Annotated in this window: 20 protein-coding genes and 1 pseudogene; 7 read left to right on the top strand and 14 right to left on the bottom strand. The window is 68.7% G+C overall.

From position 1 onward, the window contains the following. Nucleotides 1–39: 39 nt before the first annotated feature. Together ACFVH2_RS20490 and ACFVH2_RS20495 are read left to right on the top strand one after the other, a co-directional pair. A complete protein-coding gene (locus tag ACFVH2_RS20490) occupies nt 40–420 on the top strand; it encodes an SHOCT domain-containing protein (RefSeq protein ID WP_378425046.1) in 381 nt (126 codons plus the stop codon). Between the two features lie 279 nt (nt 421–699). After that, nucleotides 700–1,896, top strand: coding sequence for a serine hydrolase domain-containing protein (locus ACFVH2_RS20495; protein WP_378425044.1), 1,197 nt, complete (start codon nt 700–702; stop codon nt 1,894–1,896). A gap of 13 nt (nt 1,897–1,909) precedes the next feature. On the opposite strand, the gene ACFVH2_RS20500 is transcribed toward ACFVH2_RS20495, so the two are convergent. From ACFVH2_RS20500 to ACFVH2_RS20530, 7 genes are all read right to left on the bottom strand, one after another. Continuing rightward, nucleotides 1,910–2,698 carry an SDR family NAD(P)-dependent oxidoreductase gene (locus ACFVH2_RS20500; protein ID WP_378425043.1) on the bottom strand — a complete coding sequence of 263 codons (789 nt, stop codon included), beginning with the start codon at nt 2,696–2,698 and terminating at the stop codon, nt 1,910–1,912. 80 nt (nt 2,699–2,778) lie between these two features. After that, nucleotides 2,779–3,429 (bottom strand): PaaI family thioesterase, encoded by a 651-nt coding sequence (locus tag ACFVH2_RS20505; RefSeq protein WP_378425041.1) that lies wholly within the window; start codon nt 3,427–3,429, stop codon nt 2,779–2,781. Beyond that, nucleotides 3,426–4,295 (bottom strand): MaoC/PaaZ C-terminal domain-containing protein, encoded by an 870-nt coding sequence (locus ACFVH2_RS20510; RefSeq protein ID WP_378425039.1) that lies wholly within the window; start codon nt 4,293–4,295, stop codon nt 3,426–3,428. The genes ACFVH2_RS20505 and ACFVH2_RS20510 overlap by 4 nt, the downstream gene beginning before the upstream one ends. A 3-nt stretch (nt 4,296–4,298) precedes the next feature. Further along, nucleotides 4,299–5,507 carry a lipid-transfer protein gene (locus tag ACFVH2_RS20515; RefSeq protein ID WP_378425037.1) on the bottom strand — a complete coding sequence of 403 codons (1,209 nt, stop codon included), beginning with the start codon at nt 5,505–5,507 and terminating at the stop codon, nt 4,299–4,301. 8 nt (nt 5,508–5,515) lie between these two features. After that, nucleotides 5,516–7,702 (bottom strand): acyl-CoA dehydrogenase, encoded by a 2,187-nt coding sequence (locus ACFVH2_RS20520; RefSeq protein ID WP_378425036.1) that lies wholly within the window; start codon nt 7,700–7,702, stop codon nt 5,516–5,518. Nucleotides 7,703–7,796: 94 nt separating this feature from the next. Next, nucleotides 7,797–8,960, bottom strand: coding sequence for a steroid 3-ketoacyl-CoA thiolase (locus ACFVH2_RS20525; RefSeq protein ID WP_378425034.1), 1,164 nt, complete (start codon nt 8,958–8,960; stop codon nt 7,797–7,799). 131 nt (nt 8,961–9,091) lie between these two features. After that, on the bottom strand, nt 9,092–9,709 hold the full coding sequence (locus tag ACFVH2_RS20530) for a TetR family transcriptional regulator (RefSeq protein ID WP_378425032.1): 618 nt from the start codon (nt 9,707–9,709) through the stop codon (nt 9,092–9,094). Nucleotides 9,710–9,959: 250 nt separating this feature from the next. Between ACFVH2_RS20530 and ACFVH2_RS20535 the strand changes: the two genes are divergently transcribed. Beyond that, nucleotides 9,960–11,318: a DUF1214 domain-containing protein gene (locus ACFVH2_RS20535; RefSeq protein ID WP_378425031.1), complete on the top strand. Its 1,359-nt coding sequence runs from the start codon at nt 9,960–9,962 to the stop codon at nt 11,316–11,318. A gap of 59 nt (nt 11,319–11,377) precedes the next feature. Here the strand turns inward: ACFVH2_RS20535 and fahA are convergent, their stop codons facing one another. Further along, nucleotides 11,378–12,553 (bottom strand): fumarylacetoacetase, encoded by a 1,176-nt coding sequence (fahA, locus tag ACFVH2_RS20540; RefSeq protein ID WP_378425029.1) that lies wholly within the window; start codon nt 12,551–12,553, stop codon nt 11,378–11,380. 34 nt (nt 12,554–12,587) lie between these two features. Then, the gene (locus tag ACFVH2_RS20545; protein ID WP_378425027.1) at nt 12,588–13,781 is read right to left on the bottom strand and encodes a homogentisate 1,2-dioxygenase; all 1,194 of its coding nucleotides are present in this window, start codon (nt 13,779–13,781) and stop codon (nt 12,588–12,590) included. A 139-nt stretch (nt 13,782–13,920) separates the two neighbouring features. On the opposite strand from ACFVH2_RS20545, the gene ACFVH2_RS20550 reads away from it, so the two are divergent. Further along, nucleotides 13,921–15,903 carry an acyl-CoA dehydrogenase family protein gene (locus ACFVH2_RS20550; RefSeq protein WP_378425026.1) on the top strand — a complete coding sequence of 661 codons (1,983 nt, stop codon included), beginning with the start codon at nt 13,921–13,923 and terminating at the stop codon, nt 15,901–15,903. A gap of 22 nt (nt 15,904–15,925) precedes the next feature. Here the strand turns inward: ACFVH2_RS20550 and hsaA are convergent, their stop codons facing one another. Further along, the gene (hsaA, locus tag ACFVH2_RS20555) at nt 15,926–17,092 is read right to left on the bottom strand and encodes a 3-hydroxy-9,10-secoandrosta-1,3,5(10)-triene-9,17-dione monooxygenase oxygenase subunit (RefSeq protein ID WP_378425024.1); all 1,167 of its coding nucleotides are present in this window, start codon (nt 17,090–17,092) and stop codon (nt 15,926–15,928) included. 176 nt (nt 17,093–17,268) lie between these two features. Between hsaA and ACFVH2_RS20560 the strand changes: the two genes are divergently transcribed. Both ACFVH2_RS20560 and ACFVH2_RS20565 read left to right on the top strand, forming a co-directional pair. Beyond that, complete coding sequence (locus ACFVH2_RS20560; protein ID WP_378425022.1) at nt 17,269–18,429, top strand: Rieske 2Fe-2S domain-containing protein; 1,161 nt, start codon at nt 17,269–17,271, stop codon at nt 18,427–18,429. A gap of 249 nt (nt 18,430–18,678) precedes the next feature. Beyond that, complete coding sequence (locus ACFVH2_RS20565; protein WP_378425020.1) at nt 18,679–19,470, top strand: SDR family NAD(P)-dependent oxidoreductase; 792 nt, start codon at nt 18,679–18,681, stop codon at nt 19,468–19,470. Between the two features lie 52 nt (nt 19,471–19,522). Here the strand turns inward: ACFVH2_RS20565 and ACFVH2_RS20570 are convergent, their stop codons facing one another. Beyond that, entirely contained in the window at nt 19,523–19,909 is a 387-nt protein-coding gene (locus tag ACFVH2_RS20570; protein ID WP_378425019.1) for a VOC family protein, read from the bottom strand. A gap of 194 nt (nt 19,910–20,103) precedes the next feature. Between ACFVH2_RS20570 and ACFVH2_RS20575 the strand changes: the two genes are divergently transcribed. Next, nucleotides 20,104–21,261, top strand: a complete 1,158-nt coding sequence (locus tag ACFVH2_RS20575) for an alpha/beta hydrolase (protein WP_378425017.1) — start codon at nt 20,104–20,106, stop codon at nt 21,259–21,261. Nucleotides 21,262–21,285: 24 nt separating this feature from the next. Here ACFVH2_RS20575 and ACFVH2_RS20580 read toward each other — a convergent pair whose 3' ends face one another. From ACFVH2_RS20580 to ACFVH2_RS20590, 3 genes and pseudogenes are all read right to left on the bottom strand, one after another. Next, nucleotides 21,286–22,017, bottom strand: coding sequence for a flavodoxin family protein (locus ACFVH2_RS20580; protein WP_378425015.1), 732 nt, complete (start codon nt 22,015–22,017; stop codon nt 21,286–21,288). Nucleotides 22,018–22,160: 143 nt separating this feature from the next. Further along, nucleotides 22,161–23,081 carry a biphenyl-2,3-diol 1,2-dioxygenase gene (gene bphC, locus ACFVH2_RS20585; protein WP_378425013.1) on the bottom strand — a complete coding sequence of 307 codons (921 nt, stop codon included), beginning with the start codon at nt 23,079–23,081 and terminating at the stop codon, nt 22,161–22,163. 17 nt (nt 23,082–23,098) lie between these two features. Beyond that, nucleotides 23,099–23,287, bottom strand: a pseudogene (locus tag ACFVH2_RS20590) (hydroxylase); the annotation flags it as partial.

Consider the following 23,287-nt stretch of genomic DNA (forward strand, 5'->3'; position numbering starts at 1 on the left):
GTCCCGAACCCGGGACGCCGAGAGCAAGGGGAAGCCTCCGTGTTGGATTCGATCTGGGATCTGTTGTGGTACACGCTCGTCGTCTTCGCATTCGTCGCATACCTGCTGATCCTCTTCCAGATCCTCACCGACCTGTTCCGCGACCACGCGATGTCGGCCGTCGCCCGCATCCTGTGGATCATCGGCCTGATCCTGTTGCCGTACGTGACGGCATTCGTCTACCTGCTCACCCGTGGCCGCGGGATCGCCGAACGCAACCGCGCATCCAACCTCGAAGCGAAGCGCGCCGCCGACACCTACATCCGCGAGGTGGCGGGACAGTCCGGTGCCGGCCAGATCGCGGACGCGAAGGCATTGCTGGACGCCGGCACGATCTCCCAGGCCGAGTTCGACCAGCTCAAGGCGAAGGCGCTGGCCTGATCGGGCTGTGCCACGGTTCGGCGGTGCAGTAGCCGGAACATAACTTGCGCCGTCGTGGGCGTTGGTCGCGCCGATCGCGACCGACTCTCTCGGACCTACCGCGGCGGGTCGGACCCCAGTTCGGGTCCGGCCCGCCGTCGGCGCTGTTAGCGTCGATCGAGAGTGATCACTCCACTGCGGCTCGCCGGGTATGGAGGACGGATCGTGCTGATCGGACGCAGGGCAGGCTTGCGCGGCCCAACTCGCCACCGCCGGCGTCGCCGCCAGTCGCTCCCGGTCGTGCTCGCCACCGCTCTCGCCACGACCGTCGCCGCGTGTTCGGCGGCGACCACCAGCGATGCGGTTGGTTCGTCGACCGCCGCGGGGCCTGAGCACCAACAGATCGAGACCATTGCCCGCGACGCGATGGCGAAGTACAACCTGAAGTCGCTGATCGTGCGGGTGACCACCGACGGGCGGGACACCTACACCGGCGCGCTGGGCGAATCGATGACCGGCGTCCCCGCAACGACGGATATGCAGGTACGCAATGGTTTCGTCGCGTACACCTACCTCACGACGATGTTGCTCGAGTTCGTCGACCAGAAGAAGATCGCCATGGACGACCCGCTCTCGAAGTACCTGCCGGACCTCCCCCGGGCGAGCGACGTGACGATCGAGATGCTCGCCAACTCCACCTCCGGGTACGCCGACTACGTGTACCAACCTGCGGTCACCGACGGCATCTACCTGAACCCGTTCCGCCAGTGGACGACCGACGAACTGATCACCATCGGCACGTCGGCCCCGCCGACCTTCCCGCCCGGCACCAACTGGGCGTACGCCCACACCAACTACGCGATCCTCGGCAAGGTCCTGACGAAGGTCGGCGGCAAGCCGCTCGGCGAGTTGATGACCGAGTACATCTTCGGGCCGATGGGACTGAAGCACACCCAGGGCTCCGACACCCCGCAGATTCCCGAACCGGTGCTGCACACGTTCAGCTCCGAACGCCGCACCACGCTCGGCGTCCCACCGGACAAGCCGTTCTACGAGGAGTCGACCTTCTGGAATCCGTCCTGGACCACCCCCGAGGGCGCCTCCCAGACGACCGACGTCGCCGACCTCACCGCCTCGATCCAGGCGGTCGGGGAGGGCACGCTGCTCTCCCCGGAATCGCATCGCGCGCAGGTCGACCCGAACCTGGTCGGCTTCGGCCACCCGGCACCCGGCTGCGCCGCGTGCGCCGCGAACACGACCGAGCACTCGTTCGGACTGGCGGTCCTGCTGCAGGGTCCGTGGATCACCGGGAACAAGATGTACGCCGGCAGCGGGGCGATCGTCGGGTATCTGCCCTCGAGCAAGCTCGCGATCGCGGTCGTCACCAGCTATCAGCCGGCGGGGTTCGACAACGAGGGCAACGTCGAGGACGCCGGAGCGGCGATCCTGTCGACACTGAGCAAGGCCCTGGCGCCGGACAGTCCGATCCCGGGCTGAACCACCTTCCGGCTCAGTCCACTTCCGGCGCCCACTGCACGCCGTTGATGTGTCCACCGCCATCGACGAACAGGGTGTTGCCGGTCAGGTAACGAGCATCGTCGCTCGCCAGGAATGCGGCGACGGGTCCGATGTCGTCGAGTGGATCACCGACGCGCCCCATCGGGTTCGCCGAGGCCATCGACGCCGCCATCTGCGGGTTGGCCTCCGCCACCCGCTGGTAAGCGGCGCTCTGCGCACCGGGACAGATCACGTTGCAGCACACCTGTTTCGGAGCCCACTCACGTGCCGCGGTGCGGGTCAACGCACGCAGCGCTTCCTTGGCCGCGTTGTACGCGACCGAGTACATGTGGGCGTTGACGCCGTTGAGGCTCGCCAGGTTGACCACACGACCGGTACCTCGCCTCGCCAACTCCGGAAAGGCCCGCTGCATGGCCCAGAACGCCGCCATCACGGCCATGTCGAAGCCCGCCGTCATGGCGTCCGGGTCGGTCTTCTCGAGTCGAGCGAAACCCACTGTGCGCCAAGCATTGTTGACGAGAATGTCCAATCGGTCGAACTCAGCGACGGCGGCGTCCACCATCGCCTCGACCTGCACCCGATCGGTGACGTCCGTGCGCACGAACGTCGCGCGCACGCCCCAGGTCTCGGTCAGCCACCCCGCGGTCTCGACCCCGGCGGCCTCGTCGATCTCGGCGACGAGAACGTTCGCGCCCTCACGCGCGAGAGCACCGGCAATACCTCGTCCGATCCCCATCCCGGCACCGGTGACGATCGCGACTCGGCCGTCCAGCTTGCCCATGAAACACACGCTCCTTCGTTGGTGCCGTGAGTCCTTTCGGCCCCCAGCGGGCCGAAAGGACTCACGGGCGGCGGAGCCGCCTACCGCGGCCGTGGCACCGCCGCGTCGATGAACAGCCCCTCCACCGACACGCAGACCTCTCCGGCGGCGTTCCTGATGTCGCCTACGGTGTGAATCTTGCGGCCCTCCACCGACATCTGCTTGCCGGTGATCGTCAACGGTTCGAACAGCGGGGTCGGCTTGTGGTACCGAACGTTGAGCTGTGCGGTCATGCCGGCCTTGCCACCCCACGCGTTCGCGACCCCGAGCACGTGATCGAGGAGCAGCGACGAGACGCCGCCGTGCACGCACCCGGGCGGCCCCTGGTACGGCAGGGTCAGGGTGACCACGCCCTGGACCGAGCCGTCCTCGAGCCCCTCGAGGACGAGCGGCGGCGCAATCGCATTCTCCGGACCGGTGATCGGGTCGTGTCGGGTGACGCCCTCACCGCTCCACATGTCGATCATCCGCTCGGCCACCTCGGGCGCGTGCTCCTCGAGATGGTCGGCGATGCTGTTCAGTTCCTCGGCCACACGGTCGAGGTTCGCGTTGCCGCGATCGGTCCGCAGCATCGCGTCGATCACCCGGCGGGCCGCGGCGGTTGCGCGGTCCACCGGCGCGTCCTGCGGCGCGGACGTCAACACCGTGCGGTGCGGATGGGTGTGGGCAGTCGGGTGGTCACCGAGTTTCAAGAGCGAACCTCCATGCTCGCGTGGGTCAACACCGGCTGACCGTCACGCTCGGGACACGTCGCGCGCAGCGTCAACCGGTCCCCGTCCTGCCAGACGGAGGTCTCGATCGTCTCACCCGGGTGGATCGACCCCGAGAACCGCACCGAATAGCTGCGTACCCGCGTCGGGTCACCGCCGAGCATGCCGTCGACGACGGCCTTGCACACCACTCCGTACGACGCCAGGCCGTGCAGGATCGGCCGATCGAACCCGGCCGCCTGCGCGAACGAGGGGTCCGCGTGCAGCGGGTTCATGTCGCCGCTGAGGCGGTACACGAGCGCCTGCTGCGTCCCGGTCGGCGAGACCAGGACCCGGTCGGCTTCCCGCCCGGGAACGGAGCTGGAAGCTTCCGGTCCGGCGTCGCCGCCGAAGCCGCCCTCGCCCCGCGCCCAGATCTGCATGCCGGTGGTCCACAACGGATTTCCGTCGAAGTCCGTCGCGGACTGCTCGAGCACGATGACCGCGGCCTTGCCCTTGTCCCACACGTCGGCGACGCGCGAGGAGATCCGCGCCGAACCCGTCGACGGGATGGGCGCGTGCAGGGTCAGCGACTGCCCACCGTGCAGAATCCTCCGCAGATCGATGTCAATGCCGGGCATGTTCATTGCCGCCGGCTTCAGGGCGCCCGCCGACACCCCCTGGCCCGCGACCATCGCGAACGTCGGCAGCACCCGCAGGCCCTTCTCGTACACCCAGCCGAGCTCGGCCGGATCCAGCGAGTTCACCCCCGCCCCGAGGCCCAGGTGGTACAGCAGGACGTCACGCTCGGTCCAATTGGCCTCGCGCACGGTCGGTTCGGCCGACAGCGCGGCATTGACATCGATCATCGGTTACGACTCCTGGGAAAGGGTGCCGGCCTGGTAGAGCGTGACGACGCATGCGCCACCCAGACCGAGATTGTGCTGGAGGCCGACCCGGGCTCCGTCGACCTGGCGGGCGTCGGCCTGGCCGCGCAGCTGCCAGGTCAGCTCGGCGCACTGCGCCAGACCGGTGGCACCGAGCGGGTGGCCCTTCGAGATCAGGCCCCCGGACGGGTTGACGACCCACTGACCGCCGTACGTGGTGGCGCCGGACTCGACGAGCTTGCCGCCCCCGCCCGGTTCGCACAGGCCCAGGCCCTCGTACGTGATGATCTCGTTGATCGCGAAGCAGTCGTGCAACTCGATCACGTCGACGTCCTCGATGGTGAGGCCGGACTCGGCGAACACCCGCTCGGCCGCGGCCCGCGTCATCGGGGCACCGACGACGTCGATCATCGACTTGTCCGCGAACGCCTCCTCGGTGTCCGTGGTGAGCGCCTGCGCGACGATCTCGATCGCCTGGTCCTCGAGGCCGTGCTCGCGCACGAAGCGCTCGCTGACGACCACCGCGGCGCCCGCACCGTCCGAGGTGGGCGAGCACTGCGACCGGGTGAGCGGGGCGTGGATCATCTTGTCGTCCAACACCTGCGCCAGCGTGTACTCGTCGCGGAACTGCGCGTACGGGTTGTTCACCGAGTGCTTGTGGTTCTTGACCGCGACGGCCGCGATCTGCTCGGCGGTGGTGCCGTAACGGTCCATGTGCTCGAGCGCGGCGTTGCCGAACAGCTGCGCCGTCATGGGGCCGCGGCCCCAGTCGTGCTTGGCCGTCATGACCTTCAGGTGGTCGTCGAGCGTGGAGACCTTGGGCATCTCACCGGTGCCGGTGAGGGCCGTCTTGGTCATCTTCTCGAAGCCGACCGCCAGTGCGACGTCGACGATGCCGCCCTGCACCCACTCGCGGGCCATCATCAGCGCCGACGACCCGGTGGCGCAGTTGTTGTTGACGTTGACGATCGGGATGCCGGTCAAGCCGGTCTCGTACAGTGCACGCTGGCCGGCCGCGGACGGCTGGAAGACGTATCCGACCGCGGCGCGCTGCACCTGGTCGTAGGAGATCCCGGCGTCGGCGAGGGCGGCGCTCACCGCCTCGGACACCATGTCGGGGTACTCCCAGTCGCGGGACTCGATCTTCTCGAACTTGGTCATGCCCACGCCGACGACGAAGGTGCGATTGCTCATGTGAGAGGTCACTTTCCGGGTTCAGGATCGCGCGGCAGACCGAGGATCCGCTCGCCGATGATGTTCAACTGCACATTGGTGGTACCACCTGCAATCGACATGCACTGCGAGTTCAGGAACATTTGCGTGGCCGACCGGCGGTCCTGCTCACCGAGCAGTGCGCGCGGACCTGCCCAGTCCATGGCCACCTCCCACACCTGCTGGATGTGCTCGACTCCGAGGAGCTTGGCGATCGAGGACTCGGCGCCGGGCTGCGCACCGGTGAGCGAACGCAGCGTCGTGCGCAGGCCCATCAGGCCCCCGGACTGCGCGTCGCACAACACCTTTCCCAGAACCGTGAGCTGCTCGTCGTCCAGACCGCCCGGGATCTCGGAGGCCAGGTCGAGCAGGGCTTCGCCGCCGGAGCCGAGGGACGAGTCGTGCGAGAGCGAGACGCGCTCGTTGGCGAGCGTGGTGCGGGCCAGCTTCCAGCCGTCACCGGGCTCGCCGACCAGGCACTCGTCCGGCACGAAGACGTCGTCGAGGAACACCTCGTTGAACAGCGCCTCGCCGGTGATCTCGCGCAGCGGACGGATGTCGAGGCCACTGTTCGCGATGTCGATCAGGAAGTACGACAGGCCCTTGTGCTTGGGCGCGTCGCCGTCGGTCCGAGCCAGGCAGATGCCCCAGTCCGCCTCCCGCGCCATCGAGGTCCACACCTTCTGGCCGTTCAGCTTCCAGCCGCCCTCGACCTTGGTGGCCTTGGTGGACAGGCCCGCGAGGTCGGAGCCGGCACCGGGCTCGGAGAACAGCTGGCACCAGACGAAGTCGCCGCGCAACGACTGCGGGACGAACCGTTCGATCTGCTCGGCGTTGCCGTGCGCGATGAGGGTGGGGACCACCCAGTTGCCGATGATCATGTCGTGCGGCTCGATCTTCGACGCCCGCAGTTCCTCGGCGATGACCAGCTGGGTGACGGCATCCGCGCCCTTGCCCCACGGTGCGGGCAGATGCGGTGAGGTGTAACCCTTTTCGGCCAGGTACGCGTTCCGCTCAGCGACCGTCATCGACGCGGCAGGGGCCAGTTCGGCGCGCACATCGGCGCGGATCCGCTCCGCCTCCGGCGGCAGGTCGATGCTCAGGACACGGCGGGCGCCCCCGAGCGTGAGGCTGGCGACCCGACGCTTCCAGGACGAGGTGGAGCCGAGCAGGATCCGCAGCGACTGGGCGCGGCGCAGGTAGAGATGGGCGTCGTGCTCCCAGGTGAAACCGATGCCGCCGAGAACCTGGATGCAGTCCTTGGTCGCCTGGAACGCCGATTCGAGTGCCACCGACCCGGCCACCGCGGCCGCGAGGGAGGCCTCGTCCGCGGTCACGTCGGCGCCCATCGCACGGGCCGCGTCCCACGCGGTGACGCGCGCCTGCTCGGTGAGGCTGAACATGCGGGCGGCCTTGTGCTTGACGCCCTGGAACTGGCCGATGACCCGGCCGAACTGCTGACGCACCCGCGCGTAGTCCGCCGCGGTGGTGGTGGCCCAGTCCGCGAGACCGGCGGCCTCGGCCGCGAACAGCGTCGCGGCGATGTCGAGGACGCGCTGCGGATCCAGCTCCAGCACATCGCCGTCCGCCAGCTCGAGCCCGTCGGCGGTCACCTCGGCATTGCGGCGGACCACGTCGTGGCTCGGCAACGCGGTGACGTCGAGGCGATCGCGCTCCACCACGACGAACGCGAGCGCACCGGCGTCGTCCGCCGCGAGCACGAACACGTCGCCCACCTGGCCGCCGAGGACGTGGCTGGACGTGCCCGAGAGCGTGACCTTGCCGCCGCCGCGGACGATCTTCAGATCACCCGGCTGCAACGCGACCGCGCCGAGCACGGTGCCGTCGGCGAGCCCCACGAGCTCACCGGTGCGACCGGCCGCGCGGAGGACGGTCGAGACGACGGCGGTCGGCAGGAACGGTCCGGGAACCATCGAACGTCCGAGCTCCTCGGCGACGATGGCCAGCTCGACGATGCCGTAGCCGGCGCCTCCGACCTCCTCGGGAAGGTGCAGGCCCAGCATCCCGAGCTCGGCGAGCGAGCCCCAGTAGGTCGGGCGCACCTCGGCCTTGGACTCAACGGCCGCGCGGATCGCGGCCGGGGTGGCGTGCCGGGCGGCCCAGCCGCGCACGGAGTCGCGGAGCTCGCGGTCCTCGTCACTCAATCCGATTGTCATGAAGGATCCTCAGAAGTAGAAGGGAGGCGCTACGCGCCCGTGCGCGGTTGGTGAGCGTCGGGACTCGCTAACCGCGCACGGGCGCCGGAGGCGCCTAAATCCGCTCGATGATCGTGGCGGTCGAGAGCGCGCCACCGGCGCACATGGTGATCAGCGCGGTCGAGCGGTCGGAGCGCTCGAGCTCGTGCAGCGCGCTGGTGATCAGCCGGGCGCCGGTGGACCCGACCGGGTGGCCGAGCGCGATCGCGCCACCGTTGACGTTGACCTTGCTCATGTCCGCCTCGTGCACCTGCGCCCACGACAGCACGACCGAGGCGAACGCCTCGTTGATCTCGACGATGTCGATGTCCGACAGCGACATGCCGGTGCGGTCGAGCACGGCCCGGGTGGACTCGATCGGGCCGTCGAGGTGGTAGTACGGGTCGGATCCGACCAGGGTGGACGCGAGGATGCGGGCGCGTGGACGCAGGCCGGCCTCCCGTGCCTTCTCCTCGCTCGTCAGGAGCACCGCGGCGGCGCCGTCGCTGACCTGCGAGGAGTTGCCCGCGGTGTGGATGCCGCCCTCGACGACCGGCTTCAGGCCCGCCAGGCCCTCGACGGTGGTCTCGCGCAGGCCTCCGTCGCGGGTCACGGTCGCGACCTCCCCGGTGGGCTCGCCCTCCTTCGTGACGACCGGAGCCTGGACCGGGACGATCTCGCGATCGAAGCGTCCCTCGGCCCAGGCCTGCGCGGCCCGGCGCTGCGACTCGAGGCCGAGGGCGTCGACGTCGCCGCGCTTGATGCCGCGCCTGGCGGCGATCCGCTCGGCGGAGGTGAACTGGTCGCCCATGTCGATGGTCCAGTCGTCGGGGTACGGGTTTCCGGTGCCGGGCGCGTTGGCCTGACCGAGGAACACCCTGCTCATCACCTCGACGCCGCAGCCGATGCCGGCGTCGATCTGCCCGGACGCGATCAGCCCGGCGACCATGTGCACGGCCTGCTGCGAGGAACCGCACGCGCAGTCGATGGTCGTCGCGGCGGTCGAGTACGGCAGGCCGGCGTGCAGCCAGGCCTGACGGGTGACGTTGTTGGACTGCTCGCCGGCCTGGGTGACGGCGCCGCCGACCAGCTGGCCGACCCGGTCGGCGGGCAGCCCGGTGCGGTCGAGGACGGCCTTCTGCGCGGCGCCGAGCAAGACCGCGGGGTGCACCCCGGCCAGCTGGCCGCGGCGACGGCCGATGGGCGTCCGTGCGGCCTCGACGATGACGACGTTGCTCATGCTCACTCCCCTGACGACAACAGTTTCTGAAATGTATTCTATTTTTCTCGAGGGCGCGGGGTGCCGACGGTCCCACCCAGCGGGAGCAGCGAGATCAGGAAGGTGGAGCAGACTGCCGAGGGCAGCCTCGGTCAGACCGGCGTGCCCGACAGGTCTCCGAGCAGCAGATCGCAGGCGATGCGCAGGTCGGACTCGACCTCCGGGACCGACGCGCGGCTGTTGAGCGCGGACTGGATCAGTCCGAACCACAACACCACCACCAGCCGCAGCACGGTGACGTCGCCGATCGTCGGCTCCTCGATGCCGGCCGCGTCCAGCAGCAGCTTGTCGAACTGCTGGTCGATCTTCGCGACGTCGGGGATCGTCGCTGCGTTGGAGGTCGCGGAGGACTGGATCATCGAGTTCGCCAGCAGCGGCGTACGCAGAAGCGCCCTGGTTGCCTGCAGCAATGCGTCGTACACGGCGTCCGCCGGCGACATCGACGCACGCGACCGCCGGGACAGCTGGTCACCCATGCGCTCGATCTGGCTGACCATGACCGCGACGAACAGGTGCGACTTCGACGGGAAGTAGCGGTACAGGGTTCCGATGGCGACGCCCGCGAGCTTCGCGACTTCCTGCATCTGGACCCGCTCGAGTTCCTTCTCCGCGCCCAGGTGTGCGGCGACCTTCAAGATCCGGCCGTAGCGCGCCCGCTGTTCCACCGAACTCGGCTCGGCCGCGTCGCGTACCTCGGCAAGTCTCGGCATCTTCGGTCCCCCACTTCGTTTACTTCGATCGAACTGACCCTAAATTCTGGCATCTGCAGAGGTCCGCCGGAGACCAGTTCCGGTCAGTGAGAGGGAATCGTCGACCCCCACCATCGCCTTCGGTGCTGGACGCGGCTTCTCGTTGGCGGTGTTCACCTGTGGTGGGTGAATCGATCGGGCTCGGTTGCTCCTAGCGTCGCTGGTGTTCGTCCTGTGTTCGATCGCGCGCGATGGTGAAGGTGGAGCGGGGATGTCTGGTGGTCTGAGCGGTTCGAAGATGACGGTCGAGTATGCGCGGGCGGTGGGCAGCGCGGCGTATCTGTTTGGTTGGGCGCTGGTGAACATGCACAACCGGCGGACCCTGATGGAGCAACTACCGGAACCGGGCCTGCTGGCCGGCATCGTTCCCGCCGGGCCGCCGGGGACCATCGGAATGCTGCACGATTACATCCGGCCGGAGGAACGGGTCGTCGCGTGTCCGAACCAGGACGTCGCCTACGGCTTCGGCGTTCTGGATGCCGCGCGCGGACCCTCGATCATCCAGGTTCCGGACTTCGGCGACCGGTTCTGGGTGTATCAGGTCGTCGACCAGCGCACCGACTCGTTCGTCGAGCTCGGCCAGATGTACGGGACGGCACCGGGGTTCTACCTGCTGGCGCACACGTCGTGGGACGGCGCAGTTCCGGACGGCATCACCGGCGTGTTCCGCTACGGCACCCGCGTCGGGGTGGTGATCCCGCGGGTGTTCATGGACGACACCGCGGAGGATCGCGCGGCGATCGCGCCGCTGGTCAGCCGGATCAGCATGTACCCGCTGTCGGAGTTCGACGGCGGGGTCAAGATCCGGGACTGGTCGAACGTCGCGTCGTTCGGCGGCGGCGATGCCACCAGCGGTCAGACGGAAACCCAGTGGGTCGACCCGGAGGCGTTCTTCGAAGTGTTCGGGGAGGTGCTCGACGAGGTACCGCCACCGCCGGGCGAGGAGGCGCTGTACGGCTGGTTCCGCTCAGTCCTCGACGCCGCCGACCGGGACCCGGCGATCGCAGACGCGCTCCGTCGGTCGGCGATCGACACCGACGCCGTCGTGCGTGAGCTGTTCGAGTTCCGCAACATCGGCATCCCCGTCGTACACAACTGGACCACCCAGCGCAACGGCGCCGCGTTCGGGACCGACTACCTCTCGCGCACCGCGATCGGCAAGTCGAACATCTTCGTCAACACGCCGAACGAAACTGTCTACTACTACCAGGATCTCGACGACACCGGCGCCCGCCTGCACGGGTCGAACACCTACACGGTGAGCTTCGCGGCCGGACAGGTCCCACCGGTTCGCGGGTTCTGGTCGCTGACCGTGTACAACCGGCACCACTTCTTCCACCCCAACGACCTCGACCGGTACTCACTCGGCACGAAGAACCACAACCTCATCTACGGCGACGACGGATCGCTGACCCTGACGGTCGGCGGACCGGCACCCACCGACCCGAAACTGCTGACGAACTGGCTGCCGGCCCCCGACGCCGACTTCACGCTCTTCCTGCGCGCCTACTGGCCTGAACAGGTGATTCTCGACGGGACCTGGGAGCCTCCGGCAGTGGTGAGGGGTTGAACCAACTGGTGATCGGAACGCGTTGACCTCGGTGGCGGCGATACGGTTCACCGCAGGTCTCACCGTGTCGCGGGCAGGATGCGGGCGCGGACCTCGCCGAACCCGATGCGGGTTCCGTTCGGCCCCGGCGCGGTCGCCGAGATGGCGACCTCGTCACCGTCCTCCAGGAACGTGCGCTGATCGCGCCCGACCACGACTGGTTCGGCACCACCCCAGGTCAATTCGACGAACGCGCCGCGCTGAGACTTCTCCGGGCCCGACACGGTGCCGGAACCGAACAGGTCGCCCGTGCGCGCGGCGGCGCCGTTGACCGTGACGTGCGCCAGCATCTGAGCCGGCGACCAGTACATCCGACTGTACGACGGACGGGACACCACGTGCCCGTTCCACTCGATCTCGAGATCGACGTCCAGGCCCCACTTCTCGCCGCCCCGCAAGTACGGCAGCGGCGTCGGGTCCTGCACCGGGGTGTCGATGCGCGCGGCCTCGAGGGCGACCAACGGCACCACCCACGGCGAGATCGACGTCGCGAAGCTCTTGCCCAGATTCGGACCCAACGGCACGTACTCCCATGCCTGGATGTCCCGGGCCGACCAGTCGTTGAGGATCACCACACCGAAGCAGTGCTCCGCGAAGTCGTCCGTGCCGATCGAGGTGCCCATCGGCGACCCGACCCCCACGACGAAGCCCAGCTCGGCCTCGATGTCGAGGCGGCACGTCGGGCCGAAGGTCGGCGCGGCATCCGCGGCGACCTTGCGCTGACCACACGGACGCACGATGTCGGTCCCGGAGACGACCACGGTGCTCGACCTGCCGTGGTAGCCGACCGGGAGGTGCTTCCAGTTCGGGGTCAGCGGCTCGGAATCGGGGCGGAACAACCGGCCGAGATTGGTGGCGTGGTGTTCGGAGGCATAGAAGTCGACATAGTCCGCCACCGCGATGGGCAGGTGCATCGTCACGTCGTCGACCGGGAACACGGCGTCGTCGGCAACCTCGCCGCCAACCAGCCCGGCGATCTGCGCCCGCACCGCCGACCACCGCCGCCTGCCCAGGGTCATGAAGGCATTCAGGGTCGGCTGCGCGAAGACGTCGTCACCGAGTAGTCGGGTGAGGTCGAGAACGTACTCACCGACCCGCACGCCGACCCGCGGATCCCTTCCGGCAGTGGAGAACACGCCGTAGGGGAGGTTGCCGACACCGAACAGGGAGTCCGCCGCGATCGGCAGGGTCGTCACGGTCGCCTCCCGAGGCGCAACGGCGGCACACCGTTCACCGCGCCGGCCCCCTGCCCGACCAGGTCCAGGCGTAACCGCGATCCTCGCAGGCCAGCGCGCCTTCGCCGAGGCCGAGCGGCCGGAAGGTGTCGACCATGACGGCGAGTTCGTCGAAGAACTCGACACCGATGCTGCGCTCGTAGGCGCCCGGCTGGGGGCCGTGCGCGCAGCCGCCGGGGTGGACCGACACCGAACCGGGGCCGATACCGGATCCCTTGCGGGCCTCGTAGTCGCCGGCGACGTAGAAGATGACCTCGTCCGAGTCGACGTTGGAGTGGTAGTACGGGACCGGGATCGACAACGGGTGGTAGTCCACCTTGCGTGGAACGAAGTTGCAGACCACGAAGCCGGCGCCCTCGAACACCTGGTGTGCCGGTGGCGGCTGATGCACGCGACCGGTGATCGGCTCGAAGTCGGCGATGTTGAAGGTGTACGGATACAGGCAGCCGTCCCAGCCGACGACGTCGAAGGGGTGCTGCTGGTACACCATTCGGGTGCCGACGACCCCGGCGTCGGTGCGGTGCCGCACCAGGACCTCCACCTCGGGTTCGGCGGCCGCGAGGAGGTCGTCGGGGCCGTGCAGATCTCGCTCGCAGTAGGGGGCATGCTCGAGCAACTGCCCGTACCGGGACAGGTACCGTTTCGGCGGAGCGATGTGTCCGGTGGCCTCGATCACGAATGCGCGCAACGGTTCCGAACCGGCCGGGATCCACAGGTGGGTGGTGGACCGCGGGATCAGCACGTAGTCCCCCGCCCTCGCCTCGAGCGGGCCGAAGACGGTTTCGATCCGGGCCTCACCCGACTCGAGATAGACCAGCTCGTCTCCGATCGCGTTGCGGTACAGCGGCGATTCCTCCGCGGCGACCACATAGGACAGTCGCACGTCGGCGTTGCCGAGCAGCAGCCTGCGACCGGTGACCGCATCCGTCCGGACGTCGTCGTGCGGGAGGTCGTGCAGGCGCAGGTGCCGCGGAACCAGCGGATGGTTTGGGGCGAGCGTCTGGTCCGGCAGGTCCCACTCCGCCGCGTCCACGATCGCGGTCGGAATGTGCCGGTGGTAGAGCAGCGACGAGTCGGAACTGAACCCCTCCTCGCCCATCAGCTCCTCGTAGTAGAGCCGGCCGTCCTCGTCGCGGTGCTGCGTGTGCCGTTTCGGCGGGACGCTGCCCACTCGCCGATAGAAGGTCATCACCCACCTCCGGTGTCGGTGCTGCCCTCATTGAACGCCGGTTCGCGGCGTGTCGGGAAGCCCGGCGGGGTTTCGGAAACCCCCACCGAGGGGAATACTCGCCAGTAGGTTCTTCGATCGTCCTTCCAGGAGGCGGATCATGGTTGCACCGGCCCAGGTCACGGAGGAACAGGCGCGAGCGGTCGCCGAAGAGGCCCGCGAGAGCGGCTGGGACAAGCCCTCCTTCGCCAAGGAGCTCTTCCTCGGCCGATTCCGGCTCGACCTGGTCCACCCCTTCCCCCGGCCTGCGCCGGACGAGGCGGACAGAACCGCCGCGTTCCTGGCGAAGCTGGAGCGGTACTGCGCGAGCCTGGACGGCGCGGTGATCGAGCGGGACTCCCGCATCCCGGACGAGTACGTCGCGGGATTGACCGAACTCGGCTGCTTCGGACTCAAGGTGCCGACGCAGTACGGCGGGCTGGGGCTGTCCCAGGTCACGTACAACCGCGCGCTGATGCTGGTGTCGTCGGTGCATCCGAGTGTCGGCGCGCTGCTGTCCGCGCACCAGTCGATCGGGGTACCGGAACCCCTCAAGCTGGCGGGCACGCCCGACCAGAAGGAGAAGTTCCTGCCGCGCTGCGCCAAGGGCGCCATCTCGGCGTTTCTGCTCACCGAGCCGGACGTCGGTTCGGACCCGGCGCGAATGGCCTCGACCGCGGTACCCGTCGAGGACGGCGCCGCCTACCAACTCGACGGCGTCAAGCTGTGGACCACCAACGGCGTCGTCGCCGAACTGCTGGTGGTGATGGCGCGCGTGCCACGCAGCGAGGGGCACCACGGCGGGATCTCCGCCTTCGTGGTGGAGGCGGACTCCCCCGGTATCACCGTCGAACGCCGCAACAGCTTCATGGGCCTGCGCGGAATCGAGAACGGCGTCACTCGGATGCATCGGGTCCGGGTGCCGGCCGAGAACCTGATCGGCCGCGAGGGCGACGGTCTCAAGATCGCCCTGACCACCCTCAATGCCGGACGTCTCGCGATTCCCGCGATGTGCACGGCCGCGGGCAAGTGGGCGCTGAAGATCGCCCGCGAGTGGTCCGCCGAGCGCGTCCAGTGGGGCAGGCCGGTCGGACATCACGGCGCGGTCGCCGCGAAGATCTCGTTCGTCGCCGCGACGACGTTCGCGTTGGAGTCGGTGCTGGAACTGTCGGGGCAGATGGCCGACGAGGGCCGCAACGACATTCGCATCGAGGCGGCGCTCGCGAAGCTGTGGGCCAGCGAGATGGCCTGCCAGATCGCGGACGAGCTGGTCCAGATCCGCGGCGGCCGCGGCTACGAGACCGCCGCGTCCCTCGCCGCGCGCGGTGAACGGGCGGTGCCGGTCGAGCAGCTGCTGCGGGACCTGCGGATCAACCGGATCTTCGAGGGGTCCAGCGAGATCATGCGACTGCTCGTGGCCCGCGAGGCGGTCGACGCGCACCTGGCCGCGGCCGGCGACCTGGCCGACCCCAAGTCGGACCTGCAGCACAAGGCGAAGGCCGCCCTCGGCGCCAGCGGCTTCTACGCCAAGTGGCTGCCGCACCTCGTCGCCGGCAAGGGGCAGCTCCCGCACTCGTTCGACGAGTTCGGTCCGCTCGCAACACATCTGCGTTTCGTCGAACGCAACTCCCGCAAGCTCGCCCGGTCCACGTTCTACGGCATGGCCCGCTGGCAGGCCGGCATGGAGAAGCACCAGGTGTTCCTCGGCCGGATCGTGGACATCGGCGCCGAGCTGTTCGCGATGTCGGCCAGTTGCGTGCGCGCGGAGATGCAGCGCGCAGAGGAGGCCTCCGGAGACGCGCCTGCGGGCACGGGCGCCGCCGCGGGCGAGCTGGCCGATGCCTTCTGTGTCCAGTCGCGGCTGCGGATCGACCGGCTTTTCGCGGCACTGTGGGACAACTCGGACGAGGTCGACCACACCCTCACCGAGGCGGTGCTCGACGGTCGGTACACCTGGCTCGAGGCCGGGGTGATCGACCCGAGCGAGGGCACCGGGCCGTGGATCGCGCAGTGGTCGCCGGGTGCATCCACGGAGGAGAACGTGGCGCGCAGGTTCGCACCCGCGCCGACCGCAGACGCCACGGAGGTGGGCCCGCCGACCTGACGCCCGCCGAACCGGCGCCTCGTCAGACCATGTTGTCCTCGACCGGCAGGCCGAATGCCCCGCGCCCGTACAGGGCGAGGGCTCGCTCGGTCTCGTTGGCGACGTGCACCCCACCGGCGTGCGCGTCCCGCCAGGCCCGCTCGATCGGGTTGCCGCGCTCGAGGGACTGGCCGCCCGCGGTCTTGAACAGCTTGTCGATGGCGTCGAGCGCGCGTTCGGTCCCGAGTACCTGATCGCGGCGCGCCCGCAAACGAAGCTGCATCGGAATCTCCCGGCCCGACGCCGCCGCGGTCATGAGGGCGCGCAGGTTGCGATCCATCTGCAGGATGGACGCGTCGATCTCCGACGACGCCCGCCCGACCGTCACCTGCGCGAACTGGTCGTCGGCGAATCTGCCGCCGCCCAGACTCAGCCGGACGCGGTCCCGCATGGTGGCCAGGTACGTCTCGTAGCAGCCGGACACGACGCCGAGCACCGGCGCCGCGATCGCGAACGTGAACACCGTCGCGAACGGAATCCGGTACAGCGGACCGGTGTTCACGGCCTGACCCGGGCCGCGCAGCTGCGAGAACTCGAAGTTGCGCATGACTCGGTGGTCGGGCACGAAGGCGCGTTCGACGGCGATCTCGTTGCTTCCGGTGCCGCGCAGGCCGACGGAGTCCCAGACGTCGCGGATCTCGAAGTCCGAACGGGGCACGAGCATGGTGGTGGTGTCGAGCCGTTTCCCGTCGTCGGCCACGAGCATGCCGCCGAGCAGAGCCCATCCGGCGTGGTCGACGCCGGACGAGTACCGCCACGCCCCCGAGACCTCGTATCCACCCTGGACGCGGGTCATCGTCCCGACGGGCGCGTACGACGAACTGATCAGCGTGTCGGGATCGGGGCCCCACACCTCCGCCTGTGCACGATCGTCGAAGAGGGCGACGTGCCAGGGGTGTACGCCCAGCACCGACGTGACCCACCCGGTGGACCCGCAGGCCCCGGAGATCGCCCGCACGGCCTCGTAGAAGCGGACCGGGTCCGATTCGGTGCCGCCGTAGCGCGCGGGCTGGAGCATCCGGAAGACACCGGCGTCGGTCAACGCCCGGATCGTCTCCCGGGGTACCCGGCGGGCCTCCTCGGTGTCCCGTGCCCGCTTCGCAACGACGGGGAGCAGCTCCAACACCCGCTCGAGATCCTGGTTCTCCATGCGTCCGATGCTAGTTGCGGCGCGGTGGCCGGTCGACGACGGATGTGGCTGGTCAGCCGGTCCCGGCCAGTGAGATCGACGAGGTTGCGGGCGAATCGGGCTCACTAGCTTCGGGAGAACTGATCATCAGAGCCGTCGCCGCCGCGGGTGGCATCGTTCGAAGGGATGGATGAACCGTGACCAGCACGCAGTCCGCAGCCGAAGAAGTTCGCGTGATCGATGCCGGCGCCGCACCGGAGAGGTTCGCGCGGGGGTGGCACTGCCTCGGCCTCGCCGAGGACTTCCGCGACGGCAAGCCCCACGGCATCGAGGCGTTCGGCACGAAGCTGGTGGTGTTCGAGGACAGCGAGGGCCGGCTGAACACCCTCGACTCGTACTGCCGGCACATGGGCGGCGATCTGAGCCAGGGCACCGTCAAGGGCGACTCGGTCGCGTGCCCGTTCCACGACTGGCGCTGGGGCGGCAAGGGCAAGTGCACCGCGATCCCGTACGCGCGGCGCGTCCCCCCGCTGGCCCGTACCCGCGCCTGGACGACCATGGAGCAGGACGGCCTGCTGTTCGTGTGGAACGACCCCGAGGGCAACCCCCCGCCGGCCGACGTCACGATTCCGCTGATGCACGAGCCGGGCACGGAGTGGACCGACTGGGTCTGGAACTCCATCGTCATCGACACCAACTGCCGCGAGATCGTGGACAACGTGGTCGACATGGCGCACTTCTTCTACGTGCACTTCTCCTTCCCGACCCGGTTCAAGAACATCTTCGAGGGCCACACCGCCATCCAGTACTTCGAGGGTCTGGCCCGTGAGGACGTGCGGCCCCCGTCGAACGACCCGACCCAGCCGAAACTTCTGGGCAGCCACTCCACCGCCGCGTACCACGGCCCGTCCTTCATGATCGACGAGCTGATCTACCGCTACGACACCTTCGACGTCGAGTCGATCCTGATCAACTGCCACTACCCGATCTCTCCCGACAAGTTCGTGCTGATGTACGGCGTGATGGTCAAGAAGACCGACCAGCTGCCCGCGGGCGAGGCGGAGTCCATGGCCAAGGGGATGACCCACTTCATCGCCACCGGTTTCGAGCAGGACGTGGCGATCTGGCGGAACAAGACCAGGATCGAGAACCCGCTGCTCTGCGAGGAGGACGGGCCGGTCTACCAGCTCCGCCGCTGGTACGAGCAGTTCTACGTGGACGTCGCGGACATCGACCCGGCGATGACCGAACGGTTCGAGTTCGAGATGGACACCACCAAGGCCAACGAGGCGTGGCGCCGGGAGGTCGACGCGAACATCGCCTCGAAAGCCGCCGCCGCTGCCGCACAGCCGGTCTGACGTGCAGCCCATCGACTGCGCCCGGTGCGGGAACCGGGTCCTGGTGGAGAAGAACAGCTATCACCACACCTCGATCCAGTGGACGTCCGACTCCGAGACCTCGTGTGCCGAGTTCCGGGAGGGCAGACCTTCCCGGGCCCGTACCGTGAAGGTGAGAGTCTGTGGCGTGCTGCAGGATTCGATCAACCAGGCCGTGATCGAGGGGCGTCTCGACGTCCCCGACAACCAACAGACCCGTCAAGGAGAACAATGATCGACAAGGACCAGTACGGACCCTGGGCCGTCATCGCGGGCGGATCCGAGGGCGTCGGAGCCGCCTTCGCGGACGAGCTTGCCGCCGCCGGACTGAACCTCGTGCTGATCGCACGCAAGCCCGGACCGCTCGAGGAGACCGCCGAGAAGGTCCGTGCCCGCGGCGTCGAGGTCCGGACCCTCTCGCTCGACCTGCTCGCGCCCGACGCCCTCGACCGGATCCGCCGGGTCACCGCCGACGTCGAGGTCGGCCTGCTCATCTTCAACGCCGGCGCCAACTCCTACGGGCACGAGTTCGTGACGAGCGACCTGGAGAAGGTGCAGGGCGTGATCGACCTGAACGTCACCTCGCAGCTGCACCTGTCGCACCACTTCGGCGCGAAGATGAGGGAGCGCGGCCGGGGCGGCATCATGCTGCTCGGCTCGATGTCCGGCTACATGGGCGCCGAGCAGCAGAGCATCTACTCGGCGTCGAAGGCCTTCAGCCGCGTGTTCGCCGAGGGACTGTGGCTCGAGCTGAAGCCGTTCGGCGTCCACGTGCTCGAGCTGGTGCTCGGCGTCACCCGCACCCCCGCGATGGCCCGCGCCGGACTGAACTTCGACGTTCCGGGCATGCTGGTCGCGGAGCCGGAGGACGTCGCACGCGAGGGCCTCGAGCATCTCGCGGAGGGTCCGGTGTGGGTGGCGGGCGGCAACTACCCCGCCGTCGTCAAGCGTGCCGGGTTCCCGCGGGACAAGCTGGTCCAGGCCGCCGCGGACGGACTCCGGAAGCTCATGGGCCGCGCGTAGGTGCGTACGGCCGTGGTCGCAACCGAGTCGGGCTACGACCACGGCCGCGCCGCTATCGACCCGAGCCGTACGGCCGGGTGATGATCTCGAGATAGTGCCCGGCAGGGTCGAGGAAGTAGGTTCCCCGGCCCCCGTCGTTGGTGTTGATGCCGTGCGCCGACTGGCGCGGATCGGCCCAGTGCTCCATGCCGATGTCGCGGATCCGCCCGTAGATGCTGTCGAAGTCGTCCTCGGAGACCAGGAACGCGTAATGCTGCGGTTGGACCTCGAGGTGCGGTGGGGGCTCGGCGAAGTCCAGGGTGACTCCGTTGTCGAGCTGGACGGCGAGGAAGTGGCCGGCCGGGATCGGGTCCGGGAGTCCGAAAAGCCGGGTGAAGAAGTACGCCGAATGCTGCTTGTCCCTCGCAGCGACGATGGTGTGGTTGAACGAGATGGTCAAGGAAACCCCTTGCGGTTCGACGCCTCCATGCCTGACGCAGCCCGTCACCGGCACGCGACGCTGTTCCCAGAACTACCGTTTCGCGGCCGGGTCCGCAAGAGGCTGCCTCCCGCCGCCGTGCCCGTTACCCACCCCGATGTCCGGTTCCGGTGTATTTTCGGTTCGCTCCGTTCACTAAATTGGGGGACCGATCGATGCACGATGCCTGTTCGCGACGGCCGGCGCGGCCGCGCGGCTTCCGGGTCGGCGTCGTCGGCCTTGCGCTCGCCTCGCTCATCACCCTGCCGACCGGCGGCGCGGCGACGGCTGCACCCGACGCCGGCAGCTCCGGCAGTGCAAGCGGGAGTCTGGTCACCGGCAGCGGAGGCGCCAGTTCCGACGGCGGCAGCGTCAGCGCCGGATCGACCATCCCGGGTCCGCTCCAGAACACGCATCCGCCGCTGCCCCCACTCCGCGACGACATCACCACCGCGGCGATCGTCGGAGAGGAACGCAAGTCCGAGCAGCTCGTCCGCTTCACGGTGGCCTCGCCCGCGTTGCGCCGCATCGTCGGCGTGGAGGTCGCCCTGCCCCGGGACAACTCCGTGCCCAGGCCGTCGATCTACGCGCTCGAGGGTGTCGATGCGCGCGAGGACACCAGTGGCTGGGTGACCATCGGCGGCGTACCGAAGTTCTTCGCGGACAAGAACGTCAACGTCGTGATGGTCAACGGCGGCGTGTCCGGCATGTACACCGACTGGGACCGGATCGATCCGAATGTCGGCCTGCACAAGTGGGAAACGTTCGTCACCCGGGAGCTGCCGCCCCTGCTGGACGCCCGCCTGAAGACCAACGGCGTCAAGTCGCTGTTGGGCGCGTCCATGGGAGCGCAGGGGGCGATGATGCTCGCGCACCGGCACCCCGAGATGTTCCGGGGCATCGCCGTGTTCAGCGGTTGCTACTCGACGACGGACGACCTCGGGCGCATCAGCGTGCAGTCGACGGTGTCGTCGAGGGGCGGCGACCCGGGGAACCTCTGGGGTGCGGTCGGCGGGCCCGGCTGGGCGGCACACGACTCGGTGCGCAACGCGGAAGCGCTGCGCGGCAAGGACATCTACGTCTCGGTGGCGTCGGGGCTTCCCGGCCGCTACGAGACACCGGGCATGTCCGGCTACGCCGAGCGGGTGCTGGTCGGTGGATCCATCGAGGCGGCCGCGAACGCCTGCACCCAACGATTCCAGTCCAGGCTCGGGGACCTGGGCATCCCCGCGACCTTCGATTTCGAGTCGAGAGGCACCCACGCCTGGGCGTACTGGGTGGACCAGCTGCCCAACGCCTGGCCGACGTTGGAGCGCTCGCTCGGGCTCGCCTGACGCACCGGACCGTCGGTCGGTGGGCTACCGGTAGTCGGGATTCGCGAAGTCGGGGCGACACCCCGCGTCCCACAGCGATCGCTGGTTGGCGAATGCCGGAATTCCCCCGGCGCGCTTGATCATCGACGCCACGTGCATGAGGTTGTAGGTCATGAAGGTGGTGTTGCGGTTGGTGAAGTCGTTCTCCGGCCCGCCGGACCCCTCGTCCAGATAGGACGGGCCCGGGCCCGCCTCGCCGATCCAGCCGGCGTCGGCCTGCGGCGGGATGGTGTACCCCAGGTGTTGCAGGCTGTAGAGCACGTTCATCGCGCAGTGCTTGACGCCGTCTTCGTTGCCGGTGATCAGGCATCCCCCGACCCGCCCGTAGAAGGCGTACTGCCCCTTGTCGTTGAGGATCGACGAGCAACCGTAGAGCCGCTCGATCACCCGTTTCATCACGGAACTGTTGTCACCGAGCCAGATCGGGCCCGCCAGCACCAGGATGTCGGCCGCGAGGATGCGCTCGAACAGTCTCGGCCACTCGTCGGTCGGCCAACCGTGCTCGGTCATGTCCGGGTACACCCCGGTCGCGATGTCGTGATCGACGGCGCGGATCTGGTCGACCGCCACCCCGGCCTCGCGCATCAGCCCGACGCTGCGGTCGATCAGCCCCTGCGTATTGCTGCGTTCCGGCGAGCGTTTGAGCGTGCAGTTCACATACACCGCGAGCAGCCCGTCGAAACGTGGCTCCTCGTCCGGCATCGACGGACTGGGCATCAGACTCCTCCCGAAAGGTGGATCCTGACAGTCCACGATATGCGAGCGGGCCCCACGTGAGTAGGCCTCGCCGAAAATGCGAAACGCGGCGGCCGCATCGTGTGCGACCGCCGCGTTCGGCAGTGTGCTCGATCCCGGCGGGGCTACGCCTTCGGGGTGAAGGCCGCGAGCGGCTCGCTGCCGGACCAGTCGTGGCCCCAGTAGCTGTCCGCGGTGATCTCCTCCGCGGTGAAGTGGCTCTCGTCGACGAGCATGCCGTCGGTGCCGAACTCGAGGTCCCAGCCGCCGGGTGCGCGGACGTAGAACGAGACCATCTTGTCGTTCGTGTGCCGGCCCAGGGTCGAGGAGATCGAGAACCCGAGCTTGTTCACCCGGTCGAGCGCCTGACCGACGGCGTCGAGGGTGTCGACCTCCATCATCAGGTGCACCATGCCGGGTGCCTCGGTGGGCGGCGCCGGGCAGATCGCCAGGCTGTGGTGCCGCTGGTTGACGCCGAGGAACCGCACTCGGCGGGCGGGGCCCGGCGCGTCCGGTCCGCCGAGTCGGATCGCACCGCGGGGCAGGAATCCGAGCACCTCGGTGTAGAAGTCGTAGGTCTCCTGGAAGAACGGTGTCGGCAGCACCACGTGCCCGAGACCCGATCCACCGGTGACGAATCGACCGCCGTGCGGGGTCACCACCGGACTGTGGTCGAGCACCGGCCCGAAGAACACCTCGACGGTCGTGCCGGCGGGATCGACGAACGTGATCGCCCGCTCGACGCTGCGGTGGTCCGCCTCCTCCGGAGAGAGCTCACGGACCTCGACGCCTGCCTTCTCGAGCTGCTCGCGCACGGCCCGCAGCCCGAACTGGTCACGCACCTCCCAGCCGACGGCCAGCACCTTGTCCACCGGACCCGGCAGGACCTTCAGCCGCGAGCGTCGCTCGTCGATCCGCAGGTACAGGCCGTCCGCCTCCGGACCGGAGCCGACCGCCATTCCGAGACCGTCGACCACCAGCTCGCGCCAGCGCGCGACGTCCTGCGTCTGGACCTCGAGGTATCCGAGTGACCGGATGTCAGACATGTTCTCCATCAACCCCTTTAGATCATCGAGCGGTGGATGCCCTGCGGCTCACCACCGAGCTGCGTCAGTGCCGACGAGTGGAAGATCGACCCGGGCACGTGGATGGCATGCGCGATGCCGGCGTGCGCGTCGCGGAAGAAACGCTGCATCGGGAACTTGTAGTGCAGGGCCCCGCCACCGGACCGGGCGAAGATCTCGTCCACCGC

Source organism: Rhodococcus sp. NPDC127527 (assembly GCF_042672245.1).
In the GTDB taxonomy this organism is placed as follows: domain Bacteria; phylum Actinomycetota; class Actinomycetes; order Mycobacteriales; family Mycobacteriaceae; genus Rhodococcus_G.